Below are 22,085 nucleotides of genomic sequence, written 5' to 3' on the forward strand. Positions count from 1 at the left end.
GGGAAGGGTCCGCGCCAAGAAATCTGACTGAGTGTCAGAAAACTCTTGAAGTGCCTTCACGCCTCCTGCAACCTGTTCTCGTTCTTTCCGAGGGGAGATGTGCGATGGGCGGAACCGAACACCTCAGCGTGCGGCGCGAAGGCGCCACACTCGTGCTCACGCTCAACAGGCCACAGGCCAGGAACGCGCTCTCGATCGGCATGCTCGTCGGCCTCCACGACGGCTGGCTCGAGGCCGACGAGGACGACTCGGTCCGCTCGGTCGTCCTCACCGGCGCGGGCGGCAGCTTCTGCGCCGGCATGGACCTCAAGGCGCTCGCCGGCCAGGGCATGGAGGGCGAGCGGCACCGCGACCGCCTCAAGGCCGACCCCGACCTGCACTGGAAGGCGATGCTGCGCCACCACCGGCCGCGCAAGCCCGTGATCGCCGCCGTCGAGGGGTACTGCGTGGCGGGCGGCACCGAGATGCTCCAGGGCACCGACATCCGCGTCGCCGGGGAGTCCGCCACCTTCGGACTGTTCGAGGTGAAGCGCGGGCTCTTCCCGATCGGCGGCTCCACGGTCCGCCTCCAGCGGCAGATCCCGCGCACCCACGCGCTGGAGATGCTGCTCACCGGGCGCCCGTACACCGCCCGCGAGGCGGCGGACATCGGCCTGATCGGGCATGTGGTCCCGGACGGCGAGGCCCTCGACAAGGCCCTGGAGATCGCCGAACTGATCAACCACTGCGGACCGTTGGCCGTGGAGGCCGTCAAGGCGTCGGTGTACGAGACCGCCGAGCTGACCGAGACCGACGGCCTCGCCTCCGAACTCGAACGCGGCTGGCCGGTCTTCGACACCGCCGACGCCAAGGAAGGCGCCCGCGCCTTCGCGGAGAAGCGACCGCCCGTCTACAAGCGCGCCTGAGGAGCCCCCGTGCCCGAAGTCCTCAAAGCCCCCCTCGTCGTCGAGTTCCCCTTCACCCGGTCCCTCGGACCCGTGCAGAGCGCCTTTCTGACCGGGCTGCGCGAGCGGGTCGTCCTCGGGGTCGCCACCGCCGACGGGCGCACACTCGTGCCCCCCGTCGAGTACGACCCCGTCACCGCCGAGGACCTGCGCGACCTCGTCGAAGTGGCCCCGACTGGCACGGTCACCACCTGGGCCTGGAACCACGAGCCGCGCCGCGGCCAGCCCCTCGACACCCCCTTCGCCTGGGTCCTCGTCCGGCTCGACGGCGCCGACACCGCCCTCCTGCACGCCCTCGACGTGCCCGGCCCCGACGCCGTCCGCACCGGTACGCGCGTCCGGATCCGCTGGGCCGAGGAGCGGACCGGGGCCATCACCGACATCGCGTGCTTCGAGCCGTACGACGGCGAGCCGGCCGAACTCACGGGCAGCGACGGCACGTTCGAGGAGAAGGTCACCGGGATCGTCGCGCACGCCCGCCTCGACTACACCTACTCGCCCGGCCGCGCCCAGTCCGCCTACATCGCCGCCCTCTCGGGCCGGCGGACCGTCGGGGAGCGCTGTCCCTCCTGCCGCAAGGTCTACGTCCCGCCGCGCGGCGCCTGCCCGACCTGCGGCGTGGCCACCGCCGAGCAGGTCGAGGTCGGCCCGGCCGGCACGGTCACCACGTTCTGCATCGTCAACATCAAGGCGAAGAACCTCGACATCGAGGTCCCGTACGTCTACGCCCACATCGCCCTCGACGGCGCCGGCCTCGCCCTGCACGGCCGGATCGGCGGGATCCCGTACGACCAGGTGCGGATGGGCCTCAGGGTCGAACCGGTGTGGACGGACGGCGGCCGCTACCCGGACCACTACCGGCCGACCGGCGAACCCGACGCGGACTACGAGACGTACAAGGAGCTGCTGTGACCCGGGACATCGCCGTCGTCGCCTTCGGGCAGACCGACACCCTGCGCACCACCGAGGAGATGTCCGAGGTGGAGATGCTCATGCCGGTCCTGCACGACGTGCTGGAGCGGACCGGCCTGAAGACCGCCGACATCGGCTTCACCTGCTCCGGCTCCAGCGACTACCTCGCCGGGCGCGCCTTCTCCTTCACCCTCGCCCTCGACGGCGTCGGCGCCTGGCCGCCGATCTCCGAGTCCCATGTGGAGATGGACGGCGCCTGGGCGCTGTACGAGGCGTGGACGAAACTGCTGACCGGGGACGCCGACACCGCGCTGGTGTACTCCTACGGCAAGTCCTCGCCCGGACCGGTGCGGGACGTCCTCACCCGGCAGCTCGACCCCTACTACCTCGCCCCCCTGTGGCCCGACTCCGTCGCCCTCGCCGCCCTGCAGGCCCAGGCGCTGATCGACGCGGGCGACACCGACGAGCCGGCGCTCGCGGGGATCGCCGCCCGCAGCCGTGCCACCGACAACCCGCACGCCCAGCTACGGGGCCCGGTCCCGCACGGCGACTATCTCGTACGGCCCCTGCGCACCGGGGACTGCCCGCCGATCGGTGACGGCGCCGCCGCCGTCGTCCTCGCGGCCGGTGAGCGCGCCCGCGCCCTGTGCGAGCGCCCCGCCTGGATCCGGGGCATCGACCACCGCATCGAGCCCCACGCGCTCGGGGTGCGCGATCTGACCGACTCACCCTCCACCCGGCTGGCCGCCGAGAAGGCCGGTGCCTTCGAACGGCCCGTCGACACCGCCGAACTGCACGCGCCCTTCACCTCGCAGGAGGTCGTGCTGCGCAAGGCGCTGAAGCTCGGCGACGACGTCCGCGTCAACCCGTCCGGCGGCGCCCTCGCCGCCAACCCGATCATGGCCGCCGGGCTGATCCGCATCGGCGAGGCCGCCACCCGCATCCACCGGGGCGAGTCCGACCGGGCCCTCGCCCACGCCACCTCCGGCCCGTGTCTGCAACAGAACCTGGTCGCCGTACTCGAAGGGGATCCGCGATGAGCAAGGAGCCCGTGGCCGTCGTCGGGATCGGCCAGACCAAGCACGTGGCGGCCCGCCGGGACGTCTCCATCGCCGGACTCGTCCGCGAGGCCGCCGGACGCGCCCTCGCCGACGCCGAGTTGACGTGGGCGGACATCGACGCCGTGGTCATCGGCAAGGCGCCCGACTTCTTCGAGGGCGTGATGATGCCCGAGCTGTACCTCGCCGACGCGCTCGGCGCGGTCGGCAAACCGATGCTGCGCGTGCACACGGCGGGCAGCGTCGGCGGCTCGACGGCACTGGTCGCGGCCAACCTGGTGGCCGCCCGTGTCCACGGCACGGTCCTGACCCTCGCCTTCGAAAAACAGTCCGAGTCCAACGCCATGTGGGGCCTGTCCCTGCCGATCCCGTTCCAGCAGCCGCTGCTGGCCGGGGCGGGCGGCTTCTTCGCCCCCCATGTGCGCGCCTACATGCGGCGCAGCGGCGCGCCCGACACCGTCGGCTCCCTGGTGGCGTACAAGGACCGGCGCAACGCGCTGAAGAACCCGTACGCCCATCTCCACGAACACGACATCACCCTGGAGAAGGTCCAGGCCTCGCCGATGCTGTGGGACCCGATCCGCTACTCCGAGACCTGCCCCTCCTCCGACGGGGCGTGCGCGATGGTCCTCACCGACCGTGCGGGCGCGGCCCGTTCGCCCCGGCCGCCGGCCTGGATGCTGGGCGGCGCCATGCGCAGCGAGCCCACCCTCTTCGCGGGCAAGGACGCCGTCTCCCCGCAGGCCGGCAAGGACTGCGCGGCCGACGTCTACCGTCAGGCCGGCATCGGCGACCCGCGCCGCGACATCGACGCCGTCGAGATGTACGTGCCGTTCTCCTGGTACGAGCCCATGTGGCTGGAGAACCTCGGCTTCGCCGCCGAGGGCGAGGGCTGGAAGCTCACCGAGTCCGGCGTCACCGAGCTCGACGGCGACCTGCCCGTCAACATGTCGGGCGGGGTCCTGTCCACCAACCCCATCGGCGCCTCCGGCATGATCCGCTTCGCGGAGGCCGCCCTCCAGGTGCGCGGCCAGGCCGGGGAACACCAGGTGGAGCGGGCCCGCAAGGTGCTCGGACACGCCTACGGCGGCGGTTCGCAGTTCTTCTCCATGTGGCTCGTGGGAGCGCGGCCACCCGAGTCCTGAAAGGTACCCTTCACGTGCTCTGTCGGCACCCCGGACCGATCGCTAGGCTGGCCCGCGGACGACGAACCGGGAGGAGCACGGACGTGGCCGAGAGCACCATCCAGCAGCAGCCGCTCACGGGCTGGGACAAGCCGGAGCTGGACCTCAGCAGCGCCGAGTGGCAGTCCAGCAGCCGGGGGCGGGGGGATGTCCAGATCGCCTTCGTCGAGGGATTCATCGCGATGCGCAACAGCGACCGACCCGAGAGTCCCTCCCTGATCTTCACCCCCGCGGAGTGGGGCGCGTTCGTCTCGGGCGCCCGGGAGGGGGAGTTCGACCTGACGTAGGGTCAGGTCCCGCCGCGCGCGGCGATTCGGGGGGTGTTCCCTCCGATTTTCCGGACACGCGACCCCGTACGTCCTCCCGGCGCCCCGGCTGAGCCAGGCTGGCCGCAGCAGGACGAAGGTCGTACTCCGGAGGTGAGGACCATGAGCACCCTGCCGGTCGTCGCGGCGGTCGACGGTTCCGACGACAGTCTGCGCGCCCTCGACTGGGCCGCCGACGCGGCCCGCCGCCGGGCGGCGCCCCTTCGCGTGGCGCACGTACGGCACCACTCCGCCTGGGCACCGCCCGGCGCCCCCGTCCTGGTGCCCCTGCCCCCGCAGGACGACCCGGTCCTCACCGACGCCCGGGCCCGTCTGGCAGGGGCCGAGGAGCCGCCGGAGATCGCGTACACCGGCCTCGACGGCGCCCCCGGCGCCCTGCTGCCCGAACTCGGCGCCGAGGCCCAGCTGCTGGTCCTCGGCTCACGGGGCCGCGGCGGCTTCGCCAGCCTGCTGCTCGGCTCCAACGGGCTGGCCGCGGCCCGCGACGCCGAATGCCCCGTCGTGATCGTGCCCCGCCCGGGCCGCACCGTCGACGTCACCCTGCCCACCGAACCCGGGCCCCGGGTCGTCGTCGGCCTCAAGACCGACGGCCCCGACGACGCCGCCCTCGACTTCGCCTTCACCGAGGCGGCCCTGCGCGACGCCCGCCTGCAGGTGCTCGCCGCCTACCCCTGGCCGATCCAGAGCTGGCTCGCCCCCGGCGATCTGCCGATCACCGTCTACGACCAGGACGCCATCGAGCACGAGACCCGCACCCTCGCCGACGGCTTCCTCGCCCCGCACCGCGAGCGGCATCCCGGCGTCCGGGTGGACGCCGCACCCGTCCCCGGCGACGCGGCCGGACTCCTCGTCGGCGCCTCCCGGGACGCCGAACTCGTCGTGATCGGCCGGCACCGCCGCCGGCTCCTCGCGCCCGCCCGCATGCTCGGCTCCGTCACCCAGGCCGTCCTGCTCCACGCGGCCGGCCCGGTCGCCGTGGTGCCACCGGCCCCCGCCGAGGACTGACCACCGGGGCTAATGGTCACCGCTTCACCTATCATTAGCGCCATGGAGGACTCCCCCCACCGGGACACCCGGCTCGCCCTCGACCTCGCCCTGACCGTCCGCCACGACGGCGACGGCGGCATCGCCGACGACCTGGCCGACCCGTCCGGCCTCACCGCCTGGGTCCGGGCCCGCCCCGACCTCCTGCCCGGAGCCCACGCCTACCGCGCGGACACCGACGCGCTGACCGCCGTACGCGAACTGCGCACAGCCGTCCGCACCCTCTTCGCCCACGCCGTACGCCCCGGAGAGCCGAGCCCCGCCGACGCGCACCGACTCCTGCCGCTGCCCGAGGCCCTGCGCCGCCTCAACACGGCCGCCGAGCTGACCCCCACCGTCCCCGTCCTGCACTGGACCGAGGACACCGCCCCCGTCCTGGAGCGGCGCCCCGCACAGGGAGACGCCGCGATCACGGCCCTCCTGGCCCAGGCCGCCATCACCTTCCTCACCGGCCCCGACCGCCCCCGCCTGCGCGCCTGCCACGCCCCCCGCTGCGTCCGCTACTTCCTCAAGGACCACCCCCGCCAGGAATGGTGCAAGCCGTCCTGCGGCAACAGAGCCCGGGTGGCCCGCCACGCTGAACGCCACAAAAGGACGGTGACCTGACAACAGCGCTCGGTGCAGCCCACCAGGGGCGCGGGACTGTATCCCTGTGCGGCTCCGCCGCGCGGGCGCGACCGGCCACACACCACCCGCACCCGAAACACGACCGTTCCCCCGGGGCCGTACCATGGCCGCATGTCGTTCCTCCGCCGCCGCAGCGCCACCCCCGCCGGCCCCGATTTCGACGTTCTGGCCATGGACCCGGGCGACTGGCCCGGCAACCTCGGCGCCGGTCTGCTGCCCGCCCCCGACGGGAGCTGTCAGGGCGTCTTCCTGCGCTACGACCTGTTCGGCGGCCGAGGCCCCGCGATGATCATCGGGAACCTCCCCGAGGGCTCCCCGGCCCGCGAGGTCGCCGAGGGCGAGGTCCCCTTCGAGGTGGCGCAGCTCCTGCTCGCGCTGGAGAACGACGAGGAGGTGACCGTCGTCGGCACCGAGGACATGCCGGTGATGCAGGGCGACAACCTGCTCATCGTGCGCCGGCTGAAGCTCTCCGAGGGCCGGATCTCCTGCGTCCAGTTCGACCGCAGCGACAACGTCCTGGTGACCATCGCCGCCTGGGACCGCCCCATCACCGACGACCTGTACGCCCTGCTGAAGCCTCTCCCGGCGGAGCTGTTCCAGCAGGGCTGAGGCGTCAGGACGCCGGGACGATCGTCACGTCCGCCGCGCGGACGAACGCCACCCGGTGGCCGTACTGGATCTCGTAGTACAGGTCCTTGCCCTCGACCACCCGATGCGTGCTGGGGTCGAAGGCGCCCGCGTAGAGGTACTCCCCGGGCACCCTGTCCCCGGCCACGTACCGCTGGCCCTTCGGCAGGGTGTACGGCAGCGCGGAGACCGGTTGGACCGGGACCCCCGCCGGATAGGCCGACGCCTCGGGGTAGGCGCGCCCGTACACCGGAACGCTCCCCAGGCCCGCCCGCGGTGTGATCAGCACCCCGTGGGAGGGCACCGCCGTCGGCCGGGCGGTGGGATTCCTGAACCACGCCTTGCGGCCCAGGTACCAGATGGCCGTCCAGTCGCCCCAGGTGCCCGCCACCGCGAACTGCTGGCCGGTGGAGACCCGCGAGGACAGGTCGTTCACCCCGGTCGTCGGGGTGCCGCCCAGAACGGGGTCCTGGACCAGCGCCGACTTCTCGTCGTGGTCGGAGTACAGCCGCACCGCGCTGGAGCCGTGCGCCGCGCACCCCTTGCCCTTGCCGCCGCAGTCCACGTACGCCGGCCGGTTCGCCGCGTAGTCCGGCCGGATCGTCACCACACCGCTGCCCGCGAGCGCCGTGGCGTCCAGGGGCTTGCCCAGCAGCTCGAAGTAGTGCCGCCAGTCCCAGTACGGGCCGGGGTCGGTGTGCATCCCCCGCACGTTCGCCGTGGTCGGGCCCGGCACGGTGTCATGGCCGAGGATGTGCTGCCGGTCCAGCGGAATGCCGTACCGCGCCGCGAGGAACGCCACCAGCCGCGCCGACGACTTGTACATCGCCTCCGTGTACCAGGAGTCCGGCTGGGCGAGGAAGCCCTCGTGCTCCAGGCCGATCGAGTTCGCGTTGACGTACCAGTTGCCCGAGTGCCAGGCCACGTCCTTCACCCGCACATGCTGGGCGATGTGGCCGTCGGTGGAGCGCAGCGAGTAGTGCCAGGACACATAGGTGGGATCCTGGATCAGGTTGATGACCCCCTCCCAGCCGCCCTCGGTGTCATGGACGACGATGTACCGGATCGGCGAGGACGCGGGCCGGTCGGCCTCGTCGTGGTTGCCGTAGTCGTCCGTGCCGAACGCCTCGTACGGCGCCGGGATCCGCTCGCAGGACACCCCCGGCGGACACTCGGTGCCCTCGGCGGACCCCTGGCGCAGACCGGCCCGGTCGAGCTGCGTGATCCGTGGATCGAGGTCCGGCTGCGCGGCCAGGGAGACCAGCTCGCCGGTGTCGATGACCCGCCGCTGACCGGAGCGCATCACCTCGAACACGTCGTTCGCGTACGCGGCGGCGGTCTCGCTGTCGTCCGCGCCCGAGAACCGGGCCACCGCGCCGTACCAGTCGGCCGGGTCCTCGCTGGACGGCTCGCCGAGGTACTCCTGGGCGTCGGCGAGCAGGGCGGCGCCGCCCGCCACATTGGCGGCCGGGTCCGTGCGCAGCTTCGCGGTGCTCAGACCCGTCAGCTCCGCGGCCCGCGGGAGGGTCCGCAGCCGGGCCGGGATCTCGTCCACGGCCGGCAGCCGCACCCGGGGATGCCGGGCCCGGCGGGCGGAGTCGCCCCGGGCGTCCTCCGTGCCCTCGCTGTGGTGAGGGACGGTGGCCAGGGCGGTACGGGCGTCCGTGAGGTGCATCGGACCGTAGCCGCCGGTCACACTCGGCGCCCCGGCGTGGGTGTCCCAGCGGGACTGGAGGTAGGAGACGCCCAGCAGCACGCTCTGCGGCACGTGGTAGCGGGCGGCCGCCGAGGCGAACGCCCGCTGCAGACCGTTCGCCCCGGTCCCGGCGGCGGAGGGCGCCGCGCCAAGCAGCGGCAGCAGCAGAGCCGCCGAGGCGACGGCGCCGGCGGCTCTTCGGACGGGAAGGGGTGGTCGGGGGTGGGTGACGGGTCGTGGCAAAGTGGCCTCCTCGGTCTGCCGATCACCCGCCCATCATGACCACATAAGGGACATGTGCCGCGGTGCGACGCACGAAGGCCCGCGGTGCGCCGCCGTTCTGGCGCACCGCGGGCCTTCGCCCCCTCAGCGAGTGCCGACCGCCGCGCGCACCGCCCGGCGGGCGAGCTGGCAGTCGTCGTGCAGCCGCCGCAGCAGCAGCCGCTGTTCCTCGCCGGACGGCGCGGCACCCGGGTGGGCCGCCCCGGGGGCCGTAGGGGCCGCGTCGTGCATCGAGCGCTGCACGGCGGTCTCGTAGGTGCGGATCTCCCGGGTCAGCACCAGCATCAGGTTCACCAGGAAGGCGTCCCGCGAGGCCGGTCCCTCCGACTGGGCGATCTGGCTGATCTGACGGCGCGCCACGGGGGCGTCACCGAGGACCGACCACAGTGTCGCCAGGTCGTAGCCCGGCAGGTACCAGCCCGCGTGCTCCCAGTCCACCAGCACTGGACCGGCCGGTGAGACGAGGATGTTCGACAGGAGGGCGTCGCCGTGGCAGAACTGGCCCATGCCCTGCCGGCCCGCGGAGGCCGCGATGCCGTGCAGCAGCTTCTGGAGGTCGCCCAGGTCCCGGTCGGTGAGCAGACCCAGCTCGTGGTACCGGGCGATCCGGGCCGCGTAGTCCAGCGGCGCGTCGAAGGTGCCCGCCGGCGGCCGCCAGGCGTTCAGCCGGCAGATCGCGCCGAGCGCCGCCCTGATGTCCGCCCGCGGCGGGGTCTCGGTCGGGTGCCGCTGGAGGGCCGCCACCCGTCCGGCCATCCGCTCGATCACCAGGGTGCAGTTGTCCGGGTCCGCCGCGATCAGTCTCGGCACCCGCACCGGGGGGCGCTGCCGGACGAACGTGCGGTACGCCGCTATTTCGTGCCGGATCCGCTCGGCCCAGACGGGCGAGTGGTCCAGTAAACACTTCGCGACGGCCGTGCTGCGTCCGGTCGTGCCGACCAGGAGCACCGAGCGTCCGCTGCGGCGCAGCACCTGCACCGGGGCGAACTCCGGACAGATCCGGTGGACCGAGGCGATCGCGGTGCGCAACTGCGCGCCCTGGGGGCCCGACAGGTCGAGCCGGCCGCTGAGCGGCTGGGCGCCGAGTCCCGCGGGACGGCGGACACCGCCCGCGCCGAGCACGGGCGCCGCCGTCCGCTGGGGGGCGAGGTAGGGGCCGCCGCCGCCCGGGCGGGGGTGCAGCGACCGGGGAGGGGCGGACACGGAGGACGATGCTGCGTACATGGGCGGAACAGATCCCTTCGTGTGCCTGCGAGTCAAAGCGCTGCCCCGACCGATCACCCGGGTGCACCCTGGGGAATGTCCCTCGGCGACCGGGTCGGGGTGGCGCGTTCCTACCTGACACCCGTCGCCCAGTGGCACACCATCTGGCGGACCCTGGCGAACCCTGGCGAATAGTCGCCCGGCAACTTTCACCGGGCTACTGTCAACTCAGCCGAGAACCTGGGGGCTTACGTGAGCGGACAACCCAACACCCGCCTTGCGGACCTGTTCGGCCTGGCCGGCTGGTCCAAGGGTGAACTCGCGAGGCTGGTCAACCGGCAGGCGGCGGCCATGGGCCACCCCCAGCTGTCGACCGACACCTCCCGGGTGCGGCGGTGGATCGACATGGGAGAGATCCCGCGCGATCCGGTGCCGCGGGTGCTGGCGGCCCTGTTCACCGAGCGTCTCGGCCGTGTCGTGACCATCGAGGACCTCGGTCTGGTCCGGCACGGGCGTACGGGGAAACGGCCGGGCGGCGGGAGCGTGGAGCATCCCGACGGCGTGCCGTGGGCGCCCGAACGGACTGCCGCGGTCCTCACCGAATTCACGGGAATGGACCTCATGCTCAACCGACGCGGCTTGGTGGGCGCGGGTGCCGCGCTCGCCGCGGGATCAGCACTCAGCAGCGCCATGTACGAATGGCTGCACACCGACCCCACCCTCTCCGCCGACGCTCCCGTCCTCGACAACCCCCTCCTCCCGCACGCCGACCCCGCTGGGTTCGACCGCTATGAGGCCGCCCCCATCGGGACGGAGGAGATCGAGGAACTGGAGCGCTCGGTCGAGGTGTTCCGAGCCTGGGACGCGGCCCGCGGAGGCGGGCTGCAGCGCAAGGCCGTCGTGGGACAGCTCAACGAGGTGGGCGGCATGCTCGCCTACCACCACCCTGCCCATCTCCAGCGGCGCCTGTGGGGCGTCGCTGCCAACCTCGCCGTCCTCGCCGGCTGGATGTCGCACGACGTCGGCCTCGAACCCACCGCCCAGAAGTACTTCGTCATCGCCGCCCATGCCGCGCGGGAGGGCGGCGACCGGCCCCGGGCGGGGGAGGCGCTCTCCCGCGCGGCCCGTCAGATGGTCCATCTCGGCCGGCCCGACGAAGCCCTGGACCTGATGAAGCTGGCCCAGTCCGGGTCCGGCAGCCAGGTGCTGCCGCGCACCCGGGCGATGTTCCACACCATCGAGGCCTGGGCGCAGGCGTCGATGGGCAAGGGGCAGGCCATGCGCCGCACGCTCGGCCAGGCGGAGGACCTGTTCGTCTCCGACCGGGCCGACGCGGAACCGCCGTCCTGGATGCAGACCTTCAAGGACGAGGATCTGTACGGCATGCAGGCCCTGGCCTATCGCACCCTGGCCGAGTTCGAGCCGCAGGCGGCCGTCCACGCCCAGTACTACGCGGAGAAGGCGCTGGCGCTCCGGGTCGACGGACGGGAGCGGTCGAAGATCTTCGACCATCTCTCCATGGCATCGGCCTGCTTCATCGCGGACGACCCCGAACAGGCGGACCGCTACGCCCGGCTCGCCCTGATGTCGATGGGGTCGAACTCCTCCCGCCGCACCTGGGACCGGCTGCGCGAGATGTACCGGCTCACCGCGGAGTACGCCAGCTACCCGAGCATCAGCGAACTGCGTGAACAGATCAGGCAGGCGCTGCCGAGGCCGAGGGGAGGGCGGGGTGGCAACACCGCCCAGGCGTGAGTGAGTTGGCGGCCGGCCGAAGACGTCCGGACCGAACAGTCAGTTAAACGGAACCACGTTGATCACCGGGTGACGCGGGCGACGAGCACACAGGCGTCGTCGTCGCGCCCACTCTCGCCGAACTCCTCCATGACCGTCCGCAGGCAGTCCTGTGCGGTGCGCGCCTCGTGGAAGCGGGGGGCGAGGTCCAGGAGTCGGTGTGTCCTGTCGCCGGGCACCAGTCCGGTGGTGTGCAGCAGAAGCAGGTCGCCCGCTTCGAGGGTCGCCTCGGCCTGTCCGTAGGCGGCGCCCGAGGTGGCGCCCAGGAGGACTCCGTCGGGTGCGTCGAGTCGGCGCCCCGTCCCGTCGCGGAACAGCAGCGGGGTGGGGTGTCCGGCCTGCGCCCAGGTGAGGGTGCGGGTGTCGGGCCGGTAGCGGCAGCACAGGGCGCCGGCCAGGGCCGGCTGGACGGTGGCGTCGAGTAACTGGTTGAGCCAGGTCATGAGCTGGGCGGGTCCGGCGCCGGCCATGGCCATCCCGCGCAGCGCGCCCAGCAGCATCGCGGTGTCCGCGGTGACGGCCGGGCCGTGGCCGGTGAGGTCGCCGACGCTCAACAGCGCCTGCCCGTCGGGGAGTTCGAGGGCGTCGTACCAGTCCCCGCCGAGGAGCGAGCCGGTCGCGGCGGGCACCTGGCGGACGGCGAGGTCGAGGGTTCCGGGGCCCCGGTGCGGGAGCCGCAGCGGGCCGCGCCCGTTCGGGAGGACGGCCTCCCGCAACTCGGCCGCGAACCGGTGTTCGCTCCGCGCCCGCTGCCGGTGCAGCGAGTCACGGGTGTCGCGCACCTCGGTCTGGCTCCGGCGCAGTGCGCTGACGTCGCGCAGCACGGCCCACATCGAGGCGGTGCCGCCGTCGGCGTCGAGCACGGGCTCGCCCATCATGTGCAGGGTCCGCACCTCGCCGTCCGGGCGGACCACGCGGAACTCGCCGTCGATGGGCCGGGCGTCCACCAGGCAGTCCGTGACCATCGCGGTGAGTCGCGGCCGGTCCTCGTCGAGGACGAGGGAGGGCAGTTCGTCGAGGGTGAGCGCGGGGGTGGCCGGGTCGCGGCCGAGGATGCCGTAGAGCTCCTCGGACCAGACGGCGTCGTCCGCGAGCAGGTTCCACTCGGCGCTGCCGACCCGGCTGAGCAGGGAGTCCCGGGGTGCGGCGGGGGGCGCCGGCGGGGACCCGTCCCGGAGCTGGGCCAGGTGGGCGTCGAGGTCCTCGAGCTGATGCAGCGCCAGGTCGTACAGCGCCCGCTGCCAACGGCCCTGCGGATCCCCGGTGTCGATCCCCTGGGTGTCCCGTCGTACGGCGTCCACGTCGCCCTTGAGCCGTCGTGTCTGCGAGATCAGCGCGTCGACCGAGCCGCGTCCCGGCGGCTGGGCGGCGGGACGGTCCGCAGACAGATGGGACGGCATGACGCACTCCGATGCGGGGACGGTACGACGAACGGGGACGGAAGGGCCGTTACGACTGTTGCACAGCCCGCGACGCCGTGTAAGGGATTTGGCAACACACGATTCGGTGGTGTCTCTGGCATATGCCTCCGTCCCCAAGGCGGGCTCGCGGGGGTGCTGGTCCTGTGCCGGAAGAGGGCTCAAGTCGTAGGTGACCTACGTGACTTGAGGGACTGGAGGGGGGTACGGGGAGACCTTCAGGCGCATGTTCGACGGTCGTTTGTTCAGGAAAGATATGCCGTGACGCAGATCACATCAAGTAGCACCCGCTTTCGCGTAATGCATACGGCACCTCCGGGGTCCTACAAGCATGGACATCACCCTGGAACAGCCCGTCCGCGCGCGCCTGATCACCGCCGAGGACGAGGAACTGCCGGTCGCCGCGACGCTCCGCTACGCCTCCGACGACCCGTTCGCCGTGCACGTCGACTTCCCGGCGGAGGTCTCCCTCGCCGAAGAGGCCGCCACCTGGACCTTCGGCCGCACCCTCCTGGAGGAGGGGCTGCGAGGCCCCGCCGGCACCGGCGACGTGCACCTGTGGCCCTGCGGCCCGGCCCGCACCGTGGTGGAGCTTCACTCACCGTTCGGCATGGCCCTGCTCCAGTTCGACACCTTCGCCCTGCGCCGCTTCCTGCTGCGCAGCTACGCCGTGGTCCCGGCCGGACGGGAGGACGTCGGGGCCGCCGTCGACGAGGGTCTGCAGGCCCTGCTCGGCAATGTCTGACGCGGGGCGGTCTCAGTCCTCGTGCCCGGCGTACAGGTCCGGGCGCCCGGCGAGGGCGACCTCGACGCGCTCACCGCTGTCCAATGCCCGGACCCCGGCCTCCGCGACGGCGGAGGCCGCGTAGCCGTCCCAGGCGGTCGGGCCGGTGACCCGCCCCCGGCGGGCCGCCTCGACCCAGGTCTGCACCTCACGGTCGTAGGCCGCCACGAAACGGACCAGATAGTCCTGCGGCACCCCGGTCGCCGCCTCGCCGCGCGCCGTCACCAGCATCCCGTGGTCGTCGCCGATGCGCGCGCTGCCCGCCTCGCACACGGCCTCGCAGCGCACCTGGTAGCCGAACCCGCAGTTGACGAAGACCTCCACGTCGACGAGCGCGCCCCCGTCGTTCTCGAACACCACGAACTGCGGGTCGAGCAGTCCCCCCGGAGCGCCCGACGAGGGGCGCGGCCGCAGCACGGTGACCGCGGTCAGCTCCTGGCCGAGCAGCCAGCGGGCCGCGTCGATCTCGTGCGAGACCGAACTGTCGATCAGCATCGCGCTGGTGAAGTCCGGCGGAGAGGAGACGTTGCGGTGCACGCAGTGCAGCATCAGGGGCCGCCCCAGCCGCCCGTCGTCCAGCACCGCCTTGAGCCGGCGGTACTCGGCGTCGTGGCGCCGCATGAACCCGACCTGGGTGAGCCGCCTGCCGAGCCGGGCCTCCGCCTCGACGATCCGCAGGGCCCCCGCCGAGTCCGGCACCATCGGCTTCTCGCACAGCACCGGGAGTCCCCGGGCGAGCGCCGCCATCAGGGCCTCCTCGTGTGCCGGACCGGGCGAGGCGATCAGTACCGCCTGCACTCCGGGGGCGTCCAGCGCGGCCTCCGTCTCCGTGTGGACGACGACCCCGTCGATCCCGGCGACGGCGTCCTTCGCGCGCTCCGCGTCGAGATCGGCCACGGCGGCGACCCTGGCTCCGCTCACCACGCGGTCGAGGCGCCGTATGTGGTCCGCCCCCATGTGTCCGGCCCCCAGAACCGCCACGCCCAGCAGGTCACCCACGTGCGCTCCCCCTCCCGGCCGACGATCACGTCGTAGCGTACGCGGGCCGGGAGGAGGGACGGCGGGGCGGGGACTCGGCCGGGGCCGAGCTCAGTACCGCAGGACGCCCGCGATGCCCGCCTCGTTCCCCAGGGTGCCGTCCGGTACGAAGCGCACGTCGGCGCCCGTCTCCAGACACTGCTCGACGATCTCGTCCACGATGTCCTCGCGGGCGTCGAGGTCGCCGCTCAGGGCCGGGATCAGATGGTCGCCGTCGTCGCGCACGGTCACCCGGTAGTTCTCCTCGACGGCCAGCAGCCGGATCCGGGCTTCCCGGGCGTTCTGCCACACCTCGTCGACACCGGCCGCGAACTCCTTGCGGCCGAGGGCCGATTCGAGCGCGCGGCTGACCGTGTCGACGCTTCTGCGGGCCTCGGCGGCGACCATCGGCCGTACCGCCTGCCACACCGCGTCCGGGGTGCCGTGCGAGAGCCCGCCGTGCGGGACGTGCACCGCGGCCCGGGTGACGGTGCCGATCTCGTCGAGCGCCGAGAGGGCGGCCTGATCACCGGTGACGTACAGGGGGCGCGGGGCGAGGCGCAGCAGTCGGTTCATCGCGGTGTCGGCGTCGCGCAGGAAGTGGCGGGTGCCCTCGTCGCGGAACGTGCTGGGCATGTCCCCGATCTGCTCCTGGCGTTCGGCGTCGAAGTTCTCCTGCCGGTGGATCAGCGGGAAGCCGCCGATGTCCTCCTCGACGACCCGGTCCGGCCCGCCGCTCCACAGGGTGACGCGGTCCGCGGAGACCGACAGCACCCAGTACGGGCGCCCGGCGGCCTGCGCGGAGACCAGGTTGCGGGTGAGGAAGGTGTCCGAGAGCACGACCCGCTCGGGCACCGGACGGGACAGCGACCACACCTGGTGCTCGCCGGGAGCGGCGAAGATCACCAGCCCGTCCTCGGTGTACGTCAGGTCGACCTCGGCCAGGGCCCGGTCGAGCTGCTCGGCGACATCGGCGCGCCGCTCACGGGTGACGGCCGGGTCGGCCTCCAGCTGTTTCTTCGCCTCGGCCACGACATTGCGCAGCCGGACCCGGTCCTGGGCGTTGTCCGGCTCCCTGCGGTGCGTCGGGGTCAGCACGGAGACCGCGGGATAGGGGCGCGGGCGGCGCAGTTCGGAGAGGGTCGCGGGGCTGAGTGCGTGCTCCATATGAGCACCATAGGACCGATTCACCTATAGGGCATTCGGGGTAACCGGCGCAAAGCCGTCGGCAGACCCTCCCGTTGGGCGCCATCACGGCATCTCCCGGGGAGCCTCCCGGATTTCCTCGTCGTACGACGGTGACGACGGCCCCGGCCGCCGGTTACCGTACGCGTCAGTAACCGGGACGTACCGCAGGAGGCACCCATGCCGCAGCTCGAAGTCGCCGGCGCGACGCTGACGTACGACGACGAGGGACCGCGCGACGGCGGCGGGACGCCCCTGGTCTTCGTGCACGGCTGGACGGCGAACCGGCACCGCTGGGACCACCAGATCGCCCACTTCGCCGAGAAGCGGCGGGTGGTCCGCCTCGACCTGCGCGGGCACGGCGAGAGCGGCGGGGCCGGGGTGAGGACGGTGGCCGAGCTGGCGCAGGACCTGATCGCCCTCCTCGACCACCTCAAGATCGAGCGGTGCGTCCTGATCGGCCACTCGATGGGCGGGATGATCGCGCAGACCGTCGCCCTCTCCCACCCCGGGCGGGTGGAGCGCATGGTGCTGGTGAACTCCATCGCCCGGATGACGTACAGCCGGGGCCGCGGTCTGCTGATGGGCGTCTCCACCCTGGTCCCCTTCAAGCTGTTCGTCGCCGCCAACATCCAGCGCGCCTTCGCCCCCGGATACCCCCGCGAGGAGATCCGCGCGTACGTCAGGTCCTCGGCCGGCACCCCGCGCGAGGTCGTCATGACGCTGTACGGCGCCATGCGGGCCTTCGACGTCCTGGACCGGGTGGGGGAGATCCAGGCACCCACCCTCATGATCCACGGCTACCACGACATCCAGCTCCCCGTGGGACAGATGCTCCGGATGGCGAAGGCGTACCCCGACGCCACGGTGCGCATCCTGGACGCAGGTCATGAACTCCCCGTGGAGAAGCCGGCCGAGCTGACGGCGGCGATCGACACGTTCGTGAGCTGAACCGGCGTACCCGTGTGCCGGTCCGGGCGTCAGCCGAAGGCGTCCGGATCCGCCGCCGCCCAGTCCGCCGCCCAGCCGGCGGGCGGTCCGGCCGCCAGGGCACCCGGCTCCAGCCACTCGTACAGATCGGCGTAGGAGAGCGCCGTTCCGGCGTCGGTACGGCGCAGCAGATGCCCGGGGGTGAGCCCGCCCGGATCCCGTACGCCCAGCGCGGCCATGATCCGGACGGCGCTGCGGACCGTCGCCCGCTGGTAGTGGCGCACCCGCCGCGCCTTGTCGCCGACGTGCAGGGCCCACACCCGCGCGGGGTCCTGGGTGGCGACGCCCACCGGGCAGGTGCCGGTGTGGCAGCGGCCGGCCCCGACACAGCCGACGGCGCTCATCATCGCGCGGGCCGCGTTGGTGTAGTCGGCGCCCTGCGCGAGCCGACGGACGATGTCCGCGCCGGTGGCGATCCCGCCGCTCGCGCCGATCCGGATCCGGTCCCTGAGGCCGGTGCCGACGAGCGCGTTGTGCACGGTGATCAGCGCCTCGGTGAGCGGCATCCCCGGCCGGCCCGCGAACCCCGGCGGTCCCGCGCCCGTGCCGCCCTCCGCCCCGTCCACCACCACGAAGTCGGGCGTCACGCCCTCCGCGAGCATCGCCTTGCACACCGCGAGGAACTGCCGCCGCGAGCGCACGCACAGCTTGAACCCGGTCGGCTTGCCGCCCGCGAGCTCCCGCATCCGGGCCAGGAACAGCACCAGTTCACGCGGCGTCGAGAACACCCGGTGACACGGCGGCGAGATCACCGCCCGGCCCTTTGGCACACCCCGTTCCCGCGCGATCTCCGCGCTCACCTTGGCCCCCGGCAGCATCCCGCCGCCGCCCGGAGCGGCCCCCTGCGACAGCTTCAGCGACACGCACTTCACCTCGGGCAGCGCCGCCCGGTCCGCGAACTCGCGCTGCTCGAAACCGCCGTCGGGCGTACGGCAGCCGAAGTAGCCCGAACCGATCTCCCAGACGAGGTCCCCGCCCCCGCGCAGATGATGGTCCGACAGCCCGCCCTCCCCGGTGTCCTGCGCGAAACGGCCCAGCGCCGCACCCCGGCCGAGAGCGAGGACCGCACGGGAGGACAGCGCCCCGAAGCTCAGCGCGGACACGTTCAGCAGCGCCATGTCGTACGGCAGTCTGCAGTCGGGTCCGCCCACGCGCACCCTCGGCTCCTCCTCGGGCGGCGGGAGCGGACCCGCCGACGGCGCGAAGAACTCCTCCCCCTCCCGGGCGCCGGCGACCGGGCGCGCCGCTTCCCGTACGGGGTGGCCCAGACGGCCGACGAGGGGATGGTTGCGCAACAGCGCCCGCCGGCGCTGGAGCATGTCCCACGCGCCCAGGAGGCCCAGGGCGAGCAGTGGGCCCGCCGCCCACCACCACCGGGCGGACACGGTGGACGACGCGGTCAGCGCCCCGGCCGCGCCGAGGACGACGAGCAGCCACGGCGCGTAGCGGCGCACTCAGCCGCCGTCCTCGTCGGACAGGCAGGAACTGCCGCTGCGCGGGAGGGAGCCGTAGAGCAAAAAGTCGTCGACCTTGCGGTGCACGCACTTGGAGGAGCCGTATCCGGTGTGGCCCTCGCCCCGGTTGTCGAGCACCACGGCCGAGTCGCCGAGCCGCTCCGCGGTCTCCGTGGTCCAGCGGTACGGGGTCGCCGGGTCCCCACGGGTGCCGACGAGCAGCATCTTCGGCGTGTCGAGGTCCTTGACCCTCTCGCGGATGAAGTCCGTGCCCGGGGGGCGGCCGTAGCAGAGGAGGACCTCGGACAGGCGGTAGCGGCCGAAGACGGGGGACGCCTTGTCGTACGCGGCGCGCAGCCGCGGGAGGTCCGCGGTCAGCCGCTCGGCGGTGGGGCGGTCGGGGTCGTCGGCGCAGTTGATCGCCATGTAGGCCGCCGGGAGGTTGTCGAGGGGGACGTCCCCGGCGTCGACGAGCGGACTGGGGGAGGGGGCGCCTTGCGAGGCGCGGGTCCGGGTGGGCGTCGGGGCACGGGCCGGGCCGGCCGGGCGGTCGCCGGCGTGGGTCGGAAGGGTGAGGCCGCCGTTGGTGAAGGCCGCCACCCCGGAGGCGTCGCCGTCCTCGACGAGCCGGGCGAGGGCCCGTTCCAGTGAGGGCCACAGCTCCTTGCCGTACAGGCCCTGGCCGAGGGCGGCCACCAGGTCCTGTCCGGTGAACTCGTCGCCGAAGTCCGTCGGCAGCGGATCCTCGTCGAGCGAGTGGACCGTCCGGACGACCTCCTCACGGGCGGTCCGCGCGTCCGTGCCGAACGGGCAGGCGATGTCCTTCACGCACCAGTCGACGAAGTCCTCCAGAGCCACCTGCTGGCCCCGGGCGCCCGCGAGTCCCTGCTCGGTGAGCGGCTCGGTGAGGGTGTCGACGCCGTCGAGGACCACCCGGCCGACCTTGTCGGGGAACCGTGCCGCGTAGACGGCGCCCAACCGGGTGCCGTAGGAGAAGCCGAGGTAGTTGAGCTTCTTGTCGCCCAGCGCCTGCCGTAGGACGTCCATGTCCCGCGCCGCGTCGACCGTGCCGATGTGGGTCAGGACGGGGCCGGAGTGGTCGTCGCAGTCGGCGGCCGTCTTCTTGAGCTTCGCCAGCAGCGCCCGGGGATCGTCGAGCGCCGAGCCGCCGTCCAGGGCGTCGAGTCCCTCGTCCTCGCCGGTGTCCCCGCAGCTCACGGGCGAGGAACGGCCGACGCCCCGGGGGTCGAAGGACACGACGTCGTAGCCGTCGGTGAGCTCCAGGAAGTCCTTGCCGCTGTAGGCGAGCCCGGGAACGCCGGCCCCGCCGGGGCCGCCGAAGTTCAGCAGCACCGAGCCCTTCTTGTCGCCGGTGGCCCGGTAGCGGGCGAGGGCCAGGTCGAGGCTGCCCTTCTCGGGGTGGGCGTAGTCGAGCGGCACCGTGACCTTGCCGCACTGGAGGTCCTCGGGCACGCTGTCGAGGACGCAGACCGACCAGGAGATCTTCTGCTCGTAGTACCGGTCGAGGTCGGACCCGTCGTCCCCGGCCGCCGCGACGGCCGTCGGCAGCGCCGTCCCCAGCAGGGTGAGCGCGGCGCCCGTGGCGAGCGCGCGGCGGCGCCGCGTCGACAGCATGGCCAGCATCGATGCCTCCAGAAACGGACCGCAGCGGACCGGGAACGGGCGTCCCGGATCACGATAGGCGGCCTGCGGAAGCCTCGCCTCCGGACGGGCGGCGGCCCGGCGCGAGGACGCGCGGCACCCGTGTCCGGGGCGTGAGGCCGTTCGACCGGGGGCGCCCGATGGGGTGAATGACGGATTGGGCATAACTCGTTCGGTTCGCCCGCGTTTTACCTGGTGCGGGTGAGTGCCCGCGACATGTATGGAAGGCAGGGACCCATGAGACGGGCTACCCGAAACGGTGTGCTCGCCGTAGCAGCAGCCTCCGGCGCGATGGCCGCCGTGACGATGCCGGCGGCGTTCGCCGACTCCTCCGCCGCCGGTACCGCGGCCGGATCTCCCGGTGTGGCCTCCGGCAACGGCGTGCAGCTGCCGGTGCACCTCCCGGTCAATCTCTGCGGCAACACCGTGAACGTGGTGGGCTTGCTGAACCCGGCGTTCGGCAACACCTGTGCCAACAAGAGCGCCGAGCCGAAGCACGCGCCGGGCTCCGGGGCGGGGGCGCGGACGACGACGGCCGACTCGCCCGGCGCGGTCTCCGGCAACGGGGTGCAGGCACCGGTCGACCTGCCTCTCAACGCCGGCGGGAACAGCGTGGACGTCGTCGGGGCCCTGAACCCGGCGTTCGGCAACACGTCGGTGAACGGCCCGGTCGACAAGCCCCACCACCCGGCGCATCCCGGCCGTCCGAGCACGCCGGTGCCGCCCGTGCGCCAGCCGTCGGCCCCCGAGCCCGAGCCCCAGCGCCCGGCCCCGGGCAGGAAGACCGTGCCGCACGCCCGTGCGCCCCAGACCCCGGCATCCGAGCCGACCGTGTCCTCGCTCGCCCAGACGGGTGCCGACGCGACCGTGCCCGCCGTCGCCGGCAGCGCGGCGCTGGTCCTGGCCGGTGCGGTCCTCTACCGTCGCTTCCGCCCGGGCGCGCGGGTCTGACCCCGCCCCCTTTCGCCCGGCCGAACCGCAGGCCCCCGCCCCACGGGGACCTGCGGCGGGCACCGGATCCCTCCGCGCCCGGCGCGACGCCTCAGGAGCAGGTGCGGACCGCCGTTTCCCAGGCCCGCGGACTGCGGTGGTGGTTCTCGTGCCCCGCGGCGAGCACCTGACGCAGTTCCGCGAGGTGCCGGGTGCCCGCCGGCAGCTCCAGCCGGTCGAGGAGTGCCAGCGCCGCGATCGGCTCCAGATCGCCGTAGACGTCGTGATAGCTCGCCCGGAGGGCCGTGAACAGGGCCGGGTGCAGGGCGGGCAGCCGCACGGCGGTGCGGTAGGCGGGCTCCTTCACCGGCCAGGGCACCGGCCCCGAACACTCCAGGACCCTACGGGCCCGGCGGAGCAGGGCTTTCGAGGGGGCGGCCACCACCCGCTCGATGTCGTCGCCGAGCACCTCGGCGAACGCCGTCGCGGCCGTCCCGCGGTCCTCGAACCAGTCGACCCACAACGCATGGGTGAGAGTCTCGGCGTCCGCTTCCGCCTCCAGCCGCCGACGGTAGCCGCCCCACAGCGCATCGGCGGGCAGCGGGCCCTGCGCACCCCGGTCGGCGAAGCGCATCTCGCACGTCACCCAGTACGCGTCCAGGAGGTCCAGCAACCCGAAGGCGAGCCGGACCCGGTCGGCCGCGGGCAGGTCCTCCTCGAACACGTCGCCGGCACAGGCGTGCGCCACCTCGTCGGCCGTGAGCAGCGCGCCCGGTGCCTCGGCGCTCACCCACTCCTCGCGCACCCGGCTGACCCCCTGATCCGCCAGCCACCGCCGCGCCGCCTCCCTGTCCTGATGCTCCATGCCGGGAGTGTCCCGGACGCGCGTACGGCCCCGGTGGGTCCGGTGCCGTTAATTCCGTTGTGGGGCGGGCGCCGGGATGCTGG

The 22,085-nt window shown here is 73.2% G+C and carries 20 protein-coding genes; 12 read left to right on the top strand and 8 right to left on the bottom strand.

The window, feature by feature from the left end; all coding sequences use genetic code 11:
• The first annotated feature begins 104 nt into the window (after positions 1-104).
• The 8 genes from OG852_RS43340 (at position 105) to OG852_RS43375 (ending at position 6,704) form a co-directional block, all read left to right on the top strand.
• Positions 105-905, top strand: a complete 801-nt coding sequence (locus OG852_RS43340) for a crotonase/enoyl-CoA hydratase family protein (protein ID WP_330350744.1) — start codon at positions 105-107, stop codon at positions 903-905.
• A 9-nt stretch (positions 906-914) separates the two neighbouring features.
• Positions 915-1,856 carry a Zn-ribbon domain-containing OB-fold protein gene (locus OG852_RS43345; protein WP_330350745.1) on the top strand — a complete coding sequence of 314 codons (942 nt, stop codon included), beginning with the start codon at positions 915-917 and terminating at the stop codon, positions 1,854-1,856.
• Complete coding sequence (locus OG852_RS43350; RefSeq protein ID WP_330350746.1) at positions 1,853-2,896, top strand: thiolase domain-containing protein; 1,044 nt, start codon at positions 1,853-1,855, stop codon at positions 2,894-2,896. Before OG852_RS43345 ends, OG852_RS43350 begins: the two co-directional genes overlap by 4 nt.
• Entirely contained in the window at positions 2,893-4,059 is a 1,167-nt protein-coding gene (locus tag OG852_RS43355) for a thiolase domain-containing protein (RefSeq protein ID WP_133913247.1), read from the top strand. Before OG852_RS43350 ends, OG852_RS43355 begins: the two co-directional genes overlap by 4 nt.
• A gap of 83 nt (positions 4,060-4,142) precedes the next feature.
• Positions 4,143-4,385 carry a DUF397 domain-containing protein gene (locus tag OG852_RS43360; protein ID WP_133913248.1) on the top strand — a complete coding sequence of 81 codons (243 nt, stop codon included), beginning with the start codon at positions 4,143-4,145 and terminating at the stop codon, positions 4,383-4,385.
• Between the two features lie 141 nt (positions 4,386-4,526).
• Positions 4,527-5,429 (top strand): universal stress protein, encoded by a 903-nt coding sequence (locus OG852_RS43365; RefSeq protein WP_330350747.1) that lies wholly within the window; start codon positions 4,527-4,529, stop codon positions 5,427-5,429.
• 42 nt (positions 5,430-5,471) lie between these two features.
• On the top strand, positions 5,472-6,074 hold the full coding sequence (locus tag OG852_RS43370; protein WP_330350748.1) for a CGNR zinc finger domain-containing protein: 603 nt from the start codon (positions 5,472-5,474) through the stop codon (positions 6,072-6,074).
• Positions 6,075-6,206: 132 nt separating this feature from the next.
• Positions 6,207-6,704 (top strand): hypothetical protein, encoded by a 498-nt coding sequence (locus OG852_RS43375; protein WP_133913251.1) that lies wholly within the window; start codon positions 6,207-6,209, stop codon positions 6,702-6,704.
• Between the two features lie 4 nt (positions 6,705-6,708).
• Here OG852_RS43375 and OG852_RS43380 read toward each other — a convergent pair whose 3' ends face one another.
• Positions 6,709-8,661, bottom strand: coding sequence for an N-acetylmuramoyl-L-alanine amidase (locus OG852_RS43380; protein ID WP_330350749.1), 1,953 nt, complete (start codon positions 8,659-8,661; stop codon positions 6,709-6,711).
• Positions 8,662-8,784: 123 nt separating this feature from the next.
• Positions 8,785-9,924 carry an aminoglycoside phosphotransferase family protein gene (locus OG852_RS43385; protein WP_330350750.1) on the bottom strand — a complete coding sequence of 380 codons (1,140 nt, stop codon included), beginning with the start codon at positions 9,922-9,924 and terminating at the stop codon, positions 8,785-8,787.
• 231 nt (positions 9,925-10,155) lie between these two features.
• Between OG852_RS43385 and OG852_RS43390 the strand changes: the two genes are divergently transcribed.
• Positions 10,156-11,658: a DNA-binding protein NsdB gene (locus tag OG852_RS43390; protein ID WP_133913254.1), complete on the top strand. Its 1,503-nt coding sequence runs from the start codon at positions 10,156-10,158 to the stop codon at positions 11,656-11,658.
• A 62-nt stretch (positions 11,659-11,720) separates the two neighbouring features.
• On the opposite strand, the gene OG852_RS43395 is transcribed toward OG852_RS43390, so the two are convergent.
• Positions 11,721-13,097 (bottom strand): PP2C family protein-serine/threonine phosphatase, encoded by a 1,377-nt coding sequence (locus OG852_RS43395; protein WP_330350751.1) that lies wholly within the window; start codon positions 13,095-13,097, stop codon positions 11,721-11,723.
• 349 nt (positions 13,098-13,446) lie between these two features.
• On the opposite strand from OG852_RS43395, the gene OG852_RS43400 reads away from it, so the two are divergent.
• A complete protein-coding gene (locus tag OG852_RS43400; protein ID WP_133913256.1) occupies positions 13,447-13,860 on the top strand; it encodes an SsgA family sporulation/cell division regulator in 414 nt (137 codons plus the stop codon).
• A gap of 12 nt (positions 13,861-13,872) precedes the next feature.
• Here the strand turns inward: OG852_RS43400 and OG852_RS43405 are convergent, their stop codons facing one another.
• Both OG852_RS43405 and OG852_RS43410 read right to left on the bottom strand, forming a co-directional pair.
• The gene (locus OG852_RS43405; protein ID WP_330350752.1) at positions 13,873-14,898 is read right to left on the bottom strand and encodes a Gfo/Idh/MocA family protein; all 1,026 of its coding nucleotides are present in this window, start codon (positions 14,896-14,898) and stop codon (positions 13,873-13,875) included.
• 90 nt (positions 14,899-14,988) lie between these two features.
• Positions 14,989-16,083 (bottom strand): baeRF3 domain-containing protein, encoded by a 1,095-nt coding sequence (locus OG852_RS43410; protein ID WP_133913258.1) that lies wholly within the window; start codon positions 16,081-16,083, stop codon positions 14,989-14,991.
• Between the two features lie 198 nt (positions 16,084-16,281).
• On the opposite strand from OG852_RS43410, the gene OG852_RS43415 reads away from it, so the two are divergent.
• A complete protein-coding gene (locus OG852_RS43415) occupies positions 16,282-17,052 on the top strand; it encodes an alpha/beta fold hydrolase (RefSeq protein WP_330350753.1) in 771 nt (256 codons plus the stop codon).
• Between the two features lie 29 nt (positions 17,053-17,081).
• Here the strand turns inward: OG852_RS43415 and OG852_RS43420 are convergent, their stop codons facing one another.
• On the bottom strand, positions 17,082-18,545 hold the full coding sequence (locus tag OG852_RS43420; protein ID WP_330350754.1) for an FMN-binding glutamate synthase family protein: 1,464 nt from the start codon (positions 18,543-18,545) through the stop codon (positions 17,082-17,084).
• Positions 18,546-20,189, bottom strand: a complete 1,644-nt coding sequence (locus tag OG852_RS43425; RefSeq protein WP_330350755.1) for an alpha/beta hydrolase — start codon at positions 20,187-20,189, stop codon at positions 18,546-18,548.
• A gap of 255 nt (positions 20,190-20,444) precedes the next feature.
• Here OG852_RS43425 and OG852_RS43430 point away from each other — a divergent pair, with 255 nt between their 5' ends.
• A complete protein-coding gene (locus tag OG852_RS43430; protein ID WP_330350756.1) occupies positions 20,445-21,158 on the top strand; it encodes a chaplin in 714 nt (237 codons plus the stop codon).
• A gap of 91 nt (positions 21,159-21,249) precedes the next feature.
• On the opposite strand, the gene OG852_RS43435 is transcribed toward OG852_RS43430, so the two are convergent.
• The gene (locus tag OG852_RS43435; protein WP_330350757.1) at positions 21,250-22,002 is read right to left on the bottom strand and encodes a hypothetical protein; all 753 of its coding nucleotides are present in this window, start codon (positions 22,000-22,002) and stop codon (positions 21,250-21,252) included.
• Positions 22,003-22,085: the final 83 nt, after the last annotated feature.

This window comes from Streptomyces sp. NBC_00582, from assembly GCF_036345155.1.
Classification (GTDB): Bacteria; Actinomycetota; Actinomycetes; order Streptomycetales; family Streptomycetaceae; genus Streptomyces.